The sequence below is a fragment of the Candidatus Uhrbacteria bacterium CG10_big_fil_rev_8_21_14_0_10_50_16 genome (assembly GCA_002774875.1).
Lineage (GTDB): Bacteria > Patescibacteriota > Patescibacteriia > UBA9934 > UBA11717 > UBA11717.
In genome coordinates this window covers 1-13187 of the sequence record PCYM01000005.1, presented here as the reverse complement: position 1 = coordinate 13187, position 13187 = coordinate 1, and the positions used below count along the sequence as shown (strand labels likewise).

Annotated in this window: 12 protein-coding genes; 2 read left to right on the top strand and 10 right to left on the bottom strand. The window is 50.9% G+C overall.

The annotated features are described in order from the left end of the window. Positions 1–52 precede the first annotated feature (52 nt). The 8 genes from COV06_02565 to COV06_02530 form a co-directional block, all read right to left on the bottom strand. Positions 53–520: a 30S ribosomal protein S7 gene (locus COV06_02565; protein PIR47543.1), complete on the bottom strand. Its 468-nt coding sequence runs from the start codon at positions 518–520 to the stop codon at positions 53–55. A 20-nt stretch (positions 521–540) separates the two neighbouring features. Beyond that, on the bottom strand, positions 541–957 hold the full coding sequence (locus COV06_02560; protein PIR47542.1) for a 30S ribosomal protein S12: 417 nt from the start codon (positions 955–957) through the stop codon (positions 541–543). Positions 958–1176: 219 nt separating this feature from the next. Then, complete coding sequence (locus tag COV06_02555; GenBank protein ID PIR47541.1) at positions 1177–1368, bottom strand: hypothetical protein; 192 nt, start codon at positions 1366–1368, stop codon at positions 1177–1179. A 170-nt stretch (positions 1369–1538) separates the two neighbouring features. Then, positions 1539–2189, bottom strand: a complete 651-nt coding sequence (locus COV06_02550; protein PIR47540.1) for a hypothetical protein — start codon at positions 2187–2189, stop codon at positions 1539–1541. Between the two features lie 310 nt (positions 2190–2499). Beyond that, complete coding sequence (locus COV06_02545) at positions 2500–2958, bottom strand: nucleoside-diphosphate kinase (protein ID PIR47539.1); 459 nt, start codon at positions 2956–2958, stop codon at positions 2500–2502. 17 nt (positions 2959–2975) lie between these two features. Next, a complete protein-coding gene (locus COV06_02540) occupies positions 2976–3887 on the bottom strand; it encodes a hypothetical protein (GenBank protein ID PIR47538.1) in 912 nt (303 codons plus the stop codon). Further along, positions 3884–5095 (bottom strand): hypothetical protein, encoded by a 1212-nt coding sequence (locus COV06_02535; GenBank protein ID PIR47537.1) that lies wholly within the window; start codon positions 5093–5095, stop codon positions 3884–3886. Before COV06_02535 ends, COV06_02540 begins: the two co-directional genes overlap by 4 nt. 262 nt (positions 5096–5357) lie before the next feature. Beyond that, the gene (locus tag COV06_02530; protein PIR47536.1) at positions 5358–8369 is read right to left on the bottom strand and encodes a leucine--tRNA ligase; all 3012 of its coding nucleotides are present in this window, start codon (positions 8367–8369) and stop codon (positions 5358–5360) included. A 680-nt stretch (positions 8370–9049) separates the two neighbouring features. Here COV06_02530 and COV06_02525 point away from each other — a divergent pair. Further along, entirely contained in the window at positions 9050–9961 is a 912-nt protein-coding gene (locus tag COV06_02525; GenBank protein ID PIR47535.1) for a hypothetical protein, read from the top strand. Positions 9962–10020: 59 nt separating this feature from the next. Here the strand turns inward: COV06_02525 and trxB are convergent, their stop codons facing one another. After that, positions 10021–10953 (bottom strand): thioredoxin-disulfide reductase, encoded by a 933-nt coding sequence (gene trxB, locus COV06_02520; protein PIR47534.1) that lies wholly within the window; start codon positions 10951–10953, stop codon positions 10021–10023. A gap of 1 nt (position 10954) precedes the next feature. After that, on the bottom strand, positions 10955–11269 hold the full coding sequence (trxA, locus tag COV06_02515; protein PIR47533.1) for a thioredoxin: 315 nt from the start codon (positions 11267–11269) through the stop codon (positions 10955–10957). 255 nt (positions 11270–11524) lie between these two features. On the opposite strand from trxA, the gene COV06_02510 reads away from it, so the two are divergent. Beyond that, positions 11525–12928, top strand: coding sequence for a hypothetical protein (locus COV06_02510; protein ID PIR47532.1), 1404 nt, complete (start codon positions 11525–11527; stop codon positions 12926–12928). The last annotated feature ends 259 nt before the right edge of the window (positions 12929–13187 follow it).

Below are 13187 nucleotides of genomic sequence, written 5' to 3'. Positions count from 1 at the left end.
GAGGACTGGGCGAGCGCTGAAGCGTTCCATCCCAGTCCTTGTTTCTTGCAAATTATCGCGCAAAGTGTGCGAACGCCTTGTTGGCCTCGGCCATACGTTGCACATCTTCTTTCTTCTTTACGGCAGCTCCTGTTCCCTCTGCGGCTTCCATAAGCTCAGATGCCAAGCGCTCCGCCATAGGAGAACCTTTCTTAGAACGGCTTGCGTTGAGGATCCATCGGAATGCCAAGGAAATACGACGATCACCACGCACAGGCATTGGGATTTGATAGTTGGCTCCACCAACACGTTTGCTTTTTACCTCGAGGTTTGGCATCACGTTATCCATGGCTTGTGTAAAGATATCAATCGGATCCACTTTGGACTTCTCGGAAATAAGGGCAAACGCGTTATACACAACGTCTTGTGCGATCGTCTTCTTTCCATCCAACATCACATAGTTAATCAATTTTGCGACCATCATGTTTCCAAATTTTGGATCAGGATTCACGATTCGCTTTGGGGCTTTTTTACCTCGCATAGGCTGTATTTAAGAGTCCCTTACGACTTTTTCGGTCGTCGAGTTCCATATTTAGATCGGCTCTGATTACGCCCCTCAATTCCTTGCGTATCATACATACCGCGAACAATGTGGTAGCGCACACCTGGAAGGTCTTTCACACGACCTCCACGAAGCATCACCACGGAGTGCTCTTGTAAGTTGTGACCCTCTCCTGGAATATAGGCTGTTACCTCGATTCCATTTGAAAGTCGAACACGTGCAACTTTTCGCAAAGCCGAGTTAGGCTTTTTAGGAGTTGCCGTATACACACGGATACACACGCCACGCTTGAACGGAGCGTCGTGCTTCCCGCGTTTGCGGTGCAAACTGTCTTGCGTAATACCAAGAGCTGGAACTTTGCTCTTATGCTTCGCTTTTGGGCGACCTTTTCGCACCAATTGGTTAATGGTAGGCATTTTATGACGATTACGGTCTTGTGGATGACTTCCCTCCGCCTAAGAGGTACTGCACAAGATCGATGAGTAAGGTATCCATTTTGGCTTGTAGAGCCGCCATAAGATGCTGCGAAGATACAAGATAGGCCTGATTTTGTCAATAAGAAACGACCAATTGAGGGTCAAACAAACCAAAATCTCCTTTTATCTATTAACATTTTCCTCCAAACCGCTGCTTTGTCACTGGAGGTGCGTATGTTTGAGTATATTCTGTTCCTTGTGTTCATGGTCGGGATCATTGATCCGATTTCGTCCCTCTGCTCTCAACTGCAAGACGAGTCCATTGCGTTCATGAACCGTAATTAGAAAATCGCCTTTGGCGTGCTTCTGACGATGACCATTCTTGGACTCGGTGGAGACATCCTGTTCCATTGGGGAGCTGACCCCGTAAACAGCTGGTTTGGGCTCGCAAACGTCGTTGTGGGAATCCTTGTGGACCACATGATCCACTGGCCATTCAACGTAGACGTTCCAATCGCTCTTCCTAAAAACCAGCCCCACATGGAGGCCGGTCGAACTTTTTTTTAAAACAGTGAGGTAACTTATAACAAGGCACCGCCGAGCAAGAGATTTGCCACGCGTGATACGAGATTAAATAACCATCCAAATGCGTTAATACCGGTAAACGAATCAACAACCAACACACCGATCAAAATCCAAAAGCCCCGTGTCTCAATCCAAAACCGCGCTTGCACATATTTTGGTTTGTCGAGAACAAGCAACAACAATTTTGAACCATCAAGCGGCGGCAACGGAATAAGATTAAAGAACATGAGTGCGAGATTAATGACCACCGAGAATCCAAAGAACATCATAAGCGCATTGTCCGCCGACAAAAGACCCGAATAGGCAAACACCCAAAATAATGCCGTGGACACAAGCGCGAATAAAAGATTCGATGCAGGTCCGGCAAATGCTACAAACACCGGACCCCACGTTTTAAACTTGAGATTATGCGGATTAAATGGCACCGGTTTTCCCCACCCAAATCCAACCGTGACCAACATGAGTAATCCCAACCAATCAATGTGCGCAAGTGGATTGAGTGTGAGCCGTCCAAGTCGCTGCGCGGTGGTATCTCCTAACGTATATCCAATAAACGCGTGCGCAAATTCATGAAAACTAAGCGCCGACACAATCGCCAAAAGAACGACGAGGAATAACGCGGGTTGATCAAATAAGAGGTTTAACATAGTTCTGCGAGTATAACACGACTTCTCAAACGTCAAAAAGCAAAACACCGCGATAGCGACCGCGATGTCTCGATGTTTTGGAGCCCCACATTGGCCCCCGCACTCTACGATATGTAGAACGCAGACGAGCTGGAGTGGTTTTCATGAGAAACAGATCTGTCATTGCACCCAGAGAAGTACACCACACGCGTCTTCTCTACGCGCTCATGAATTTCACAAAGCCCTCCAATGTAAGGCTTTTTTATTCTACCAAAAATTCCACCACCAAGCAACCAAAAACCCCGCGCCACAACAGCGCAGGGTTCTGTGATTAATCCGCAACAATGTACTGATCGGAAATCTTCTCGTAGGTAAACAACTCTCCCTCACTAAAGAACCGTTTAAGCTCATTTGCCGCCGTCTCAGCTCCATCTGATGCATGCACCAAGTTTGCTCCAATACTCATGGCAAAGTCTGCTCGAATGGTCCCTGCATCTGCCTCTTGAGGATTGGTGGCTCCAACGATTTTTCGCACTTCGTCGATCGCTCCGATTCCCTCCAATGCAATCGCGACCAATGGTCCATGCATCATAAAGGCTTTAAGTCCCGGGTAAAACGGCTTTTCAACATGATGAGAATAATGCTCATCCCACACATCGCCAGATGGCTGCGCAAGTTTAAGACCGACGAGCTTTAATCCCTTGCGTTCAAAGCGTGTAATGATTTGGCCCAAGAGATCGCGTTGTAGCGCGTCTGGTTTGAGTAACACCACTGTGCGTTCGATAGACATAAACGTGTGTATTATGGTCAATTTGCGCTGAGCATAGCACTCCAACGCGCCCATGTCCAGCGTGGGTTTCCCGTAAAGAGCTGGTAGGTGTCTTTAAAAAAGCGAATGGTGACCGTGCCATCTTGATCCGTTCGATAGGTCTCGGCTCCGATGTTTATGAGCCGTTGAAGAGCGCTTGGATGCGGATGATGGTACGCGTTGTCCTTCCCCGCTGACACAAGTGCCACCTCTGGTTGAATTGCTTCTAAAAACGCGCGCGACGAAGAATACTTACTTCCGTGATGACCGACCTTCAACACGTCCACGTCATCCAATACCCCTGCCTGAACAAGTTGCTCCTCCACCTGTTCTCCAATATCTCCTGTAAGCAAAACATGCTGATTTGCCTCATCAATCTCAAGCACGATCGAGGTTTCATTTGGATCGTCTGTCTGTAGGAGTGGAATATTATCTGTTGGATACAGGACGCGTGCCCCTTGCAGATCAAGATTTTTAGGATCAATCATGTCCGCACCTTCGTTGATGACCGCGTCTAAAAATGCATCGGCTACTGACGAATCGTAGACCTGTTTATTCAACACAACATGTGCAACCTGATACCGATCCAATACGGAAATCAATCCACCAACATGATCCGCATGAGGATGTGTTGCCACCACATAGTCAATGGAGCGGTCCCACGGCAACATAACCTCACCCAATCGATTCAACACGGTTCCGTCAACACCACCATCAATCAGCATCTGGGTGCCGTCTGCCCATTCCACAAAGGCGCTATCACCTTGACCAACGTCAAACACGGATACCGTGAGGTCCGGTTGCGCCGATTGTAATTGATCATAAGCCTGTTGCCACACCAACCATCCAAATAAAACCGAGGTAACAACCACAACACCTGTAATGATCCAGAGAAGGCGAATATGTTTCATAGAGCGAGATCGATAATTGGAAGTGGCGCAAATACGCGCACAAAGGTGAGCATGATTTCTAAAATTACGGCTACGGGAAAAAACGCAATCGTGCCACTGCTGGGGGCAACCATCGACACCACCGCCCCCGCCATTCCAAGCGACATAGCAAGGACAATCCACGGGATCACAAACAGATTTGCAATCGGCGAAATCAGTGAAACCGTCTTAAACTGTAAGAGTGAGATGGGCATTGTAGCAATGGTGGCCGCGAGCGTCTCGGACAAAATGGAGCGTATTTGCCAGCGTTTTGGCAAAAATACAAACCAACATTGAAACACAGGGCCAAGCGTAACCAATCCAATTGCGGCGGCAAAGGAAAGTTGAAATCCTACGTCATCCAACAACATGCGAGGATTAATTGCCAGCATGACGCTTGCGGCCATCAAAAAAAGTGTCACCGTTACGCGTGGCCGTCCGATTTGTTTTGCCGTCAACACGAGCGCGCCCATAATTCCCGCGCGCACCACCGCCGCATCGGCACCCGCAAACAAAACGAAGAGGCCAATCCCTGCGAGCACACAATAATACGCACGCTGTCGTCGTAAAAATGTCGTCGTTAGCAACAATAAAATCGCGTTAGCAACCACTGTAACGTTAAATCCCGACACCGCCACAATATGCATGGTACCTGTTCGTCTGAACGCGTCCACAAGATCTGTCGGCAACGTGGATCGCGCGCCATACAACAATCCGATCAACAAGCTTGCGTGAGGCTCTTGGAGATGTTGTTGAATCACGCCTGCAAACGCTTGACGCCACCGATCCAAGGATTGCCGCCAGCCCGTTTCCACCCCGATCACTTGCGGCGAGCCGTAACCTGTGCAGACCACATACACCTGTTCCTTTGCAAGATAGCGATCATAGCGAAACTCCTCAGAGTTCAGATCACGAATCGGTGTGAGCGTGCAATCAGTTTTAACCCTATCCCCCACTTGCAACACAGGATACGGACCAATTTCTAACTGTACAAAACCGGGGATTGAATCGACCAACACACGCACACGTTGCATGAGTCCTTTTTGATCCACCTGTTCGCGCACAACCCCAACAAGATGTATGTCGCCTGCCGGAACGTCTGGCCACACATCGCGAAACACAAGCTGTTGCACAAACACAGAGAAGATCCACAATACAAGAAAGCATTGGAACACCGCGGATTTTGTCATGAGTTTTTGTTTGAGTCTAAATTGAATTACAAGATTACAAACATCTCTCTACTCTTTTCTCCCTCCTTTTGTTTCGCCGAGGGGACACGCGGAGAGAGCTCTCGATTATGCTCACGAGATGATCTTGCTTATTGTTACCAAACCCCGTTTTTACAAATAAACAAAAACACCCCCAAGGGGGAGGTTTTTGTGGTTCACTTCTAATCGGAACTGAGGCAACTATAACAACCCTATAAAATTTTGCAAGTGTGGATAACGCGAGCTATACCACCACAAAGCTCACAATGCGTCCAGGTACATACACAAACTTCTTAACCGTCTTTCCCTGCAAATAGGTTTGTACATGTTCATCCGCCTCGGCCGCCGCACGCGCCTGCGCCTCCGTTGCATCCACGGCCAACGTCACCTGCCCGCGCACTTTGCCATTCACCTGCACGCCCAACGTTACCACGACGTCTTTTGCCAGTTCCGCATCAAACGCCGGCCATGGTTGTTGCATCGCCAACCCATCCCCCACCTGGCTCCACACTTCCTCGGCAATATGCGGCGCAAACGGCGATAACACACACGCAAACGCTTGCAACGTCTGCCTTGTGAGCCCTCCACCGTCACCAACGGCATTCACAAAAATCATCAACGCACTCACGGCCGTGTTGTACCCCTGTGTCTCAATATCCTCACCAACTTTTTGAATGAGTTGATGTAACGCGCGCGTCACCTCCTCCGATTCCGTCTCGACAACCTTGCCCGGTAGATCCATTACCTTCTCCAAAAACCGTCGGGTTCCCACCATCCCCGCGTGGCTGTAGGGCGCCGGCTCTGCAAACGGTCCAATAAACAACTCCAACAATCGCAACGCATCTGCGCCGAATTGCTCCACGAGTTCATCCGGATTCACCACATTGCCTTTTGACTTGCTCATCTTGGTTCCATCTTCGGCGAGGATCAATCCATGGCTTGTGCGTTTTGCGTACGGCTCGGACGTTGGCACGTGTCCGCGATCGAACAAAAATTTGTTCCAAAAACGCGAATATAACAAGTGCAACGTCGTGTGCTCCATACCACCATTATACCAATCAACAGGCATCCATCTTTTGAGTTTTTGTGGATCGGCAAAGGCATCCGGATTATGGGCATCGACGTAGCGCAAAAAGTACCAACTGCTTCCCGCCCAGTTTGGCATGGTGTCTGTCTCGCGTGTTGCAGGACCGCCACATTCCGGACACGTGGTGTTGACCCAATCCGTGATCGTTGCCAAAGGTGATTCTCCACTATCCGTCGGCTCATATTTCTCTACATCCGGTAACGTAACAGGCAGTTGTTCAATCGGCACCGCCACCCATCCATCCGTCTCCGGCGAACAGGTATCACAATGCACCAATGGAATCGGCTCACCCCAATATCGCTGGCGACTAAACACCCAGTCGCGCAATCGATAGTTAATCTTCCGCACGCCCTTCCCCTCCTTCTCTAACCATTCAATCATTTTTGCTTTTGCCGCCTCAATTTCCAACCCATTCAAAAAGTCTGAGTTGACACATACACCTTCCCCCGTATAACAGGCGACATCAACAACAATCGGTTCTGTAAGTTGCCCTGCTGTTTGATGCACAATACCACTTGGAACAGAAACGATCGGTGCTTCTATAACTTGATGAATTGGCAAACCATATGTTTTTGCAAATTGATAATCACGTACATCGTGTGCAGGCACAGCCATAATCGCCCCCGTGCCATAACTCATTAGCACGTAATCTGCGACCCACACGGGCAATACTTCACCTGTGACAGGATGAATCACCTGCACACCCTTCAACATCACGCCTGTTTTTTCCTTGGTCGCATCTCCACGTTCTATCTCTGTCTTTTCTTTTGTGACTTGTTGATACGCTTCCACATCTTTTTTGTTTTGAATCCTATTCGCAAGTTCTGCAATCAACGGATGCTCCGGCGCCAACACCACATACGTCGCCCCAAATAGCGTATCCGGCCTCGTAGTGAAGACAGTTACGTGTGGCAAAATCGAACGTAGTACAACCGGCTCCTCAACAGCATTAAAATGAGGCGTGTTTGATTTGAAGATGAAAAATTCTGCGTGCAACTGATCTGCAAGCTGTTTTGGTTGTGACAAAGGAACAATGTGATCTTGCTCATCGGCAATAACAATAATTGATCCCGCTTTATCTTTAATAGCCTGATAATCAAACGACCAATCGCAACAAGCGTCTAACGCCGGTCGAGGCTTTTTATCCATAAACCGAGATGGATTGGTGGGCGGTGCAATGAGAATTAACTTCTTAATAGATTGATCTAATTCTGGAAGTAACTTCATTGCCGCAACCCCCCCAAGCGAGTGCGTAAGAATGATCGTCTTTTCATTAAAGGTATAGTTCTCCCTTATGTACTGCACCTGTTTGGCAATAGTTGGCTCGCTTGAATTTGGCAAATCTAACACCGTCAGCGTCCCTCCGCGAGTTGAGAGTTCTTTTTGCAACCAGGGCCAAAAAGCGGATGTCGAATCATCACAAAACGCATGAAGACCCAAAAAATTATATTCACTCACATCTCCCTCTAATGCAAACGTCACCTCGGCACCCTCGGACCTGCCAATCCAGTCTTCTTGTTGCTTGGCAATCTTTGGCAAATAATCCACGGTCTTCAAATCATCAATCAGCCGGTCTGCATACCGGGTTATGGCAATCATCCATTGCTCTTTATCACGTTTTTCAACTTCGCCGCCACAGCGTTCGCATACGCCGTTTACAACCTCCTCGTTTGCAAGACCAATTTTACAACGCACACACCAGTTAATCGCCATGGCTTTTTTGTACGCCATCCCCGCCTTAAAAAATTCCAAAAACATCCACTGCGTCCACTTGTAATACGCCGGGTCCGTGGTATTGACCTCTCGCGACCAATCAAAAGAGATTCCAAGCGACTGCAACTGTCGTCTAAACGTGTTGATGTTCTCCGTCGTTACTTCTTGCGGCTTACGACCTGTTTTGATGGCGTAGTTCTCCGTTGGCAGACCAAACGCGTCCCAACCGATTGGGTAAAGCACGTTGTACCCCTCCATACGACGCTTGCGCGACAACACATCGAGCGCGGTGTAACTGCGCGGGTGACCCATGTGCAGACCCGCACCAGAGGGATAAGGAAACTCCACCAAGCAGTAAAACTTTTCCTTCTCCGACGCATCGTCCATAGTAAACACGCCCTCACTCATCCATCGCTTCTGCCATTTTGCGTCAATATCTTTGTGATTGTATTTCATAGGAAGTATAAGAAATGTTGCCAACGGGAGGTTTTATACCGCGTACTCTAGCAATTTCCCTAGGTTTGCTCAAGACGAACGACAATCAAAAGTATTTTGAACCTTTTCTCGATCCAACAGACACACAAGATCACACCTCCCCTCATTCCCCTACTCAGTGAGGAGGGGGGTAAACCAGGATTCCCATCAAACTGAATCGAATCAATTCAGCTAACCTCTGATCTCATCCGATCTTGATCTGATCAAGGTCTAGCCTTCGTCCCCGAGAACACGTGTGTTTTGAAATACGAGTTTACGAGTATTCTCAAAACGCATGTGTTTGAAGATAAGCCTCCTCGACGAAGAAATCTAGAACTTCAGCCTTCGTCCCCGAGAACACGTGTGTTTTGAAATACGAGTTTACGAGTATTCTCAAAACGCATGTGTTTGAAGATAAGTGCTATCGACGAAGCACTTCAGGTAATGCAGGAGCGAGGAGTTGTGCAAAAAATAAGGGACAAGTCGGCGCCATGCTTACAAGACCTTATCTCTGACAAGCTGTCTTCTGAGTGCGAATGCGCGCAGAGTGGCGTGGCCTGCCGAGTCCCTTATTTTTGCACCACCGCGAGCATCCATTGACACCAAAGACCAATTCGGTTATGTTCAACACGGAATCAAATCTTTGAAGGGAGGAATCGCTCATGTGGTTTTTTGTCCTGTTGATGTGCAGCTACACCATCTCCGTCTTTTTAGGCGCAATGGCATACAGGGTTCGTCAAGGAACGGCCGACGCAGCAGACGCCATCTTCATCACAACCATTGGTCTCTGCACACTCGCCCTTTGGGTCTGTGTTGTGGGCACCTATTTCGACGGATCGTTCTCCTACAACGTCCCGGTAATTGAACCGATGGCCACCTTCCTCTACGCCGAGCTGTTTGGCTTTCCGGCAGGCTGGTTCGCGGAGTGGAGGAGCAGTACGGCAGTCGCTCGACGAGTTGCACGTGAACAACGGCAACGTGAAGGAGTCGATCGCCGAGTACAAAAGAAGTTGGTGAGCGTACGATCGCAACGACGCCAAGCGGATCAAGCCTTGCTGTACATTAGGCAAGCGGCGGGCAACAACCCGTTGCTCTCGGAGCTACTCTGTCTCGTCAACTTGCTGGGCGACACGAACGGTGCAACGCCGTCGTACTTAGGCCGGCTCTTTGAGCGCGTAGACAACCTCACCAAGAGCATCCGCGCAGAGAAGAAGCGCTTGCGTTCCAGCAAGACCTCCGCGCCAACAGACCTCGACATAAACAATCGAGGCGCTGCTGTTCAGACCCTGCAGGTTCGACTCAATGAAGCCTGGGATCTGATCCGCGTGGTACTCCAGCTCCTCAACGAGACGTCGGACGACGTGCACGTGATCCGAACCGCACCGAGATCGGAGGCCGCGCTCGCTCAACAACAACTCCAAGAGCTCATGCAGACCTACAATGGTCTGATCGCGCGTGCCACGGGTATCGTAGGCGGGATCATCCCGCCGAGCACCGAAGCAGACCCTGATGTCCGCGCGGCAGAGGAAGAGATCAACAAAGCTATCGCCCACAACCGCAGGCAGAACGCCTGACGGCCTCAACAACAAAGCCCCCGCACCGTCTCAGGTAGCGGGGGCTCAACTTTTTCTCTCTAAGATGGCACCTGTTCACTTAGCCAGCGCTCGGCATCCAACGCTGCCGCACACCCCGTACCTGCCGCTGTGATTGCTTGGCGATACACATGGTCCGCCACGTCCCCCGCCGCAAACACGCCTTCCACACTCGTGCGCATTGATCCCGGTTGCAGCACCACGTAGCCTTTTGCATCAACCTCCAAGGCACTCGCAAACACATCTGTGTTTGGCTTGTGTCCAATGGCCGCAAAATACCCTTGCGCCTCAATCGTCTTCTCCTCTTGCGTTTGATTGTTTTTAACTCGCACGCCAGTCATATGCCCCTGATCCACGCCGAGCACTTCTACCACTTCCGTATTCCATTCAAATGTTATTTTTGGATTGGCAAACGCGCGTTCCTGCATTGGTTTGGAAGCACGCAACGTCTCCCGCCTATGAATCACCGTCACCGAGGTTGCAAACTTGGTCAAAAACATCGCCTCCTCCATAGCCACGTCTCCCCCGCCGACCACGACCACCTGTTTATCGCGAAAGAAAAATCCATCACACGTAGCACACGCACTCACGCCCTTACTCTTAAGTTCTTCTTCGCCCGGCACACCCAAGTACATGGCCGACGCACCCGTGGCCACAATCACGGCCCGCGTCTCAATCACCTCCCCGCCTTCAAACGTCAGCTTCTTGGGCGAGCTCGCAAAATCCACCTGTGTCACCCATCCTTCCTTATACTCCGTGCCAAATCGTGCGGCTTGTTTTTTGAGCTTTTCGATCAGCGCGGTGCCGTCGATTCCGTCTGGTTCGCCCGGCCAATTTTCCACTTCCGTTGTGGTTGTGAGTTGTCCTCCAGGTTGCGGACCAGAAACAACAAGCGGTTTTAAGTCCGCCCGTGCCGCGTAGATGGCTGCTGCCAATCCCGCCGGCCCCGATCCTAAAATAACAACCTCTCGCATACTATAAATGCTTTTCAACACGTGCTTTTAAGGCGTCTTTACCCATGGCACCGGCAAATTGATCCACTACCTGTCCGCCTTTAAAAATAATAAACGTTGGAATAGACAGTACGTTGAATTGCATGCTCACCTCCTGATTCTCATCCACGTTAACCTTAGCAATAGTGACGTTCCCCATCTCCTCCGCTAACTCCTCCACAACAGGCGACATCATCTTACAAGGGCCGCACCAAGGAGCCCAAAAATCGACCACCACAACGCCTTCTGCGTTGGTTACTTGTTCATCAAAGTTCTGTGTTGTAAGTTCTAAAGCCATAGATTTGATTATGCTTATTGCGAAGGGATGGTAGCACAAAGGCCATTTTGGAGAAAGATTGGCAGATGTCGCAGCGAAGGTTTTGTATAAAAAATGGACTAAGTGAACAAAAGAGCTAGGCCCTGAGGAACGAGGGTCTTTTGTTTACTGCGTCAATGAGATATTCGCAGGAAATATCGAATGTCCTTTTTATACAAAGCCTAAGCAACCCTTGAAAGTTCTGCAGAAAATTGGTATAGAAAAAACGGTTTTTAAATGGTTTCACCGTCTGCAATGCAGACACAGCGAGGAGGCAACATGCCCATTCCCACTGACCCCGCGGTCACCCTGCGCCGCAAGCGCGTGGTGGCCCTTCGAAGTCTGGGCTTCGGCTCTGGCGCAACCGCCCAGATCCTGGGCATCACCGACGGAAACGTCACCTACGACACCAGGATCGCTCTTCGCAAGGATCCCGACCTGGTGTTCCCCGCCCGAACGGATTACGCGTCCGCGATCTGCCAGTGGGCCCACAACTCCATGGAGCTCCAGTACCCCGAGCTCCGTGGGATCGAGGATCTGGAGGACAAGGCCACCGAAGTTCTCGGACTCAGCAACATCCGTGCGACGGCCATCCACATGGAGGAAACCGCACGGTACGCGGTGCAGGGATCCTGCGCCTACGCATCCGAAGGTCGGGACGCCTGCGGCATCTGCACGTTGCTGCGTGCGCTGTTCGGAAAGGCCGCTTCCCCAGCATGGGGAGTGGAGGTACTCATCGACCTCAAGCAGGAGGTGGCCAGGGGCCACGTGGTCATCGACAACGCGCACGAGTTCACCCGTCTGCTGGCGCAACGCATAGGCATGAACATGCGGGACGTAACCCGCGTGGATCACGGCATCGAGGCGGTAGCGGTGGTGGATACAGCCCTCAACAGCCTCTTGCCACGACAGCAGGAGGTGTTGCAGATCCGCTGCTTCGAGCACATGACCCTCAAGCAGGTCGGCAAGAAGCTTGGGGTCAAGGAAGAGCGTGTCCGCCAAGTTGAGGCCAAGGCCCTGCGCAACCTGCGACTGGGACCTCACAAGGAACAGCTCCAGCTGCTCCACGACTACGTGGACATGGGCGCCGTCCAGACGGCGATGCAGGCGCAACAACGCATGGAGACCCTGCGCTGGCAAGCCAAGAACGCCTTCAACACCCACCCCACTCTGGGACTGGCGGTAAACACCGACAGCAACCGCGAGATCCTCACGGAAGTGCCGGCGGAGAGTCTGACCTATGCGGATCGGATCCTCGTGGATCTGGCCTGCGACAACAACGACTGCTTCGCCGTGGAACGCGAAGCTCCGGGAGAGGCCAACGCCAGCACGGACTGGCGCCTGCTCCCCTACTTCATGACCGAAGTGGACACCCTGGAGCTGTCCGTCCGATCGGCCAACTGCCTGCAGAACGCCGGCGTCCGCTACATCGTTGAGTTGCTCATGAACTCCGAGCAGGATCTGCTGAAGATCGAGAACTTCGGCCGCAAGGCGATCAACGAGATCAAGAACGTGCTCTCCGAGCTCGCCGAACAGCTGGGCGTCGAGCCCATCCTGCTCGGTGGTATCTTCAAGAGCGACCCCATCGTCCAGGAGGCTCTGCGGCGCCTGGGCCGCGAGTCCTTCGGTGGCCGCACCTAGGTCGCCCCACCGTCTCCGAGGACGGATCACAACTCGGACCCCCTGACTATTGCGTCGTCGTCCCTCCTGGGCGGCGGCGTGATATTTTTTTAATGTTCGTTGCTATTTCGAATCTACGTAGTCAGCAAAAAGCGATCTCAGTCAGTCGTCATTGCGCGGAGTCCTACGACAAAGCAACCTTAATTGATTTTGCAGAATTTTGCTGAATAAATAAGATTGCTTCGTGAAACTCGCAATGACGGATGGTTGCTCACGATCT

Excerpts from the sequence above, each read along its gene's own strand:
- COV06_02555 (PIR47541.1), bottom strand. The coding sequence starts at position 1,368 with ATGGAACAGGATGTCTCCACCGAGTCCAAGAATGGTCATCGTCAGAAG.
- COV06_02565 (PIR47543.1), bottom strand. The coding sequence starts at position 520 with ATGCGAGGTAAAAAAGCCCCAAAGCGAATCGTGAATCCTGATCCAAAA.
- COV06_02510 (PIR47532.1), top strand. The coding sequence starts at position 11,525 with ATGGTTTCACCGTCTGCAATGCAGACACAGCGAGGAGGCAACATGCCC.
- trxA (PIR47533.1), bottom strand. The coding sequence starts at position 11,269 with ATGGCTTTAGAACTTACAACACAGAACTTTGATGAACAAGTAACCAAC.
- COV06_02525 (PIR47535.1), top strand. The coding sequence starts at position 9,050 with ATGTGGTTTTTTGTCCTGTTGATGTGCAGCTACACCATCTCCGTCTTT.
- trxB (PIR47534.1), bottom strand. The coding sequence starts at position 10,953 with ATGCGAGAGGTTGTTATTTTAGGATCGGGGCCGGCGGGATTGGCAGCA.
- COV06_02535 (PIR47537.1), bottom strand. The coding sequence starts at position 5,095 with ATGACAAAATCCGCGGTGTTCCAATGCTTTCTTGTATTGTGGATCTTC.
- COV06_02530 (PIR47536.1), bottom strand. The coding sequence starts at position 8,369 with ATGAAATACAATCACAAAGATATTGACGCAAAATGGCAGAAGCGATGG.
- COV06_02550 (PIR47540.1), bottom strand. The coding sequence starts at position 2,189 with ATGTTAAACCTCTTATTTGATCAACCCGCGTTATTCCTCGTCGTTCTT.
- COV06_02540 (PIR47538.1), bottom strand. The coding sequence starts at position 3,887 with ATGAAACATATTCGCCTTCTCTGGATCATTACAGGTGTTGTGGTTGTT.
- COV06_02545 (PIR47539.1), bottom strand. The coding sequence starts at position 2,958 with ATGTCTATCGAACGCACAGTGGTGTTACTCAAACCAGACGCGCTACAA.
- COV06_02560 (PIR47542.1), bottom strand. The coding sequence starts at position 957 with ATGCCTACCATTAACCAATTGGTGCGAAAAGGTCGCCCAAAAGCGAAG.